The 748-nt window shown below is 42.6% G+C and carries 1 pseudogene; it reads left to right on the top strand.

Features of this window, described 5'->3' with window-relative positions:
* A pseudogene (locus NOL38_RS10440) lies at positions 1-657 on the top strand (transposase); the annotation flags it as partial.
* Positions 658-748 lie beyond the last annotated feature (91 nt).

Genomic DNA, 748 nt, shown 5'->3' with positions numbered 1-748 from the left:
TTACACAAAGAAAATCCAGACTACAATCGCGGTCAATTTGGTTTCTACAGTTTAGATGACCTTGTTCCTCAAGATCATCTCCTTCGTCAAATAGAGGAAGCTATTGACTTCTCCTTTATCTATGACTTAGTCGCAGATAGCTATAGCGATGATACAGGGCGTCCTAGTCTTGACCCTATTCTGCTCATTAAAATTCCAATCCTTCAGTGTCTCTTCGGCATTCGTTCCATGCGTCAAACCATTAAGGAAATCGAAGTCAACACTGCCTACCGTTGGTTTCTTGGTCTTCGACTGGATGATAAGGTGCCTCATTTCACTACCTACGGAAAGAACTATGTCCGTCGTTTTCAAGATAGACAAGTTATTGAAGGCATTTTCACCCATATCTTAGGTCTCTGCGTCAATGCAGGCTTCATAGATCCAACAGAAATTTTCATTGACGGGACCCATATCAAGGTTGCGGCGAATAATCGTAAATTCATCAATCGTGAAATTGAAAAGCAAGCCAAGTTTATGAGTGACCAGCTAGAGATTGAAATCAATAGAGACAGAGTGAAGCACGCAAAAAAGCCGCTAGGTCCCGCAAAAGAGGAGGGACCCGTCGCTAAGAAAATTTCTACAACCGACCCAGAAAGTGGTTTGTTTCATAAAGGGGACCAGTGAAAAGGTTCGGGGAACCTTTTCAGCCTGAGCCTACAAAATGAGAAAGCGAAGAAGTATTTGCTTATACAGCTCAGGTTGCTTGTGA

Source organism: Streptococcus suis, from assembly GCF_029616525.1.
Taxonomy (GTDB): domain Bacteria; phylum Bacillota; class Bacilli; order Lactobacillales; family Streptococcaceae; genus Streptococcus; species Streptococcus suis_AF.
Note: the sequence above shows the minus strand (reverse complement) of the source record. Positions and strands in the feature narration are given on the sequence as shown.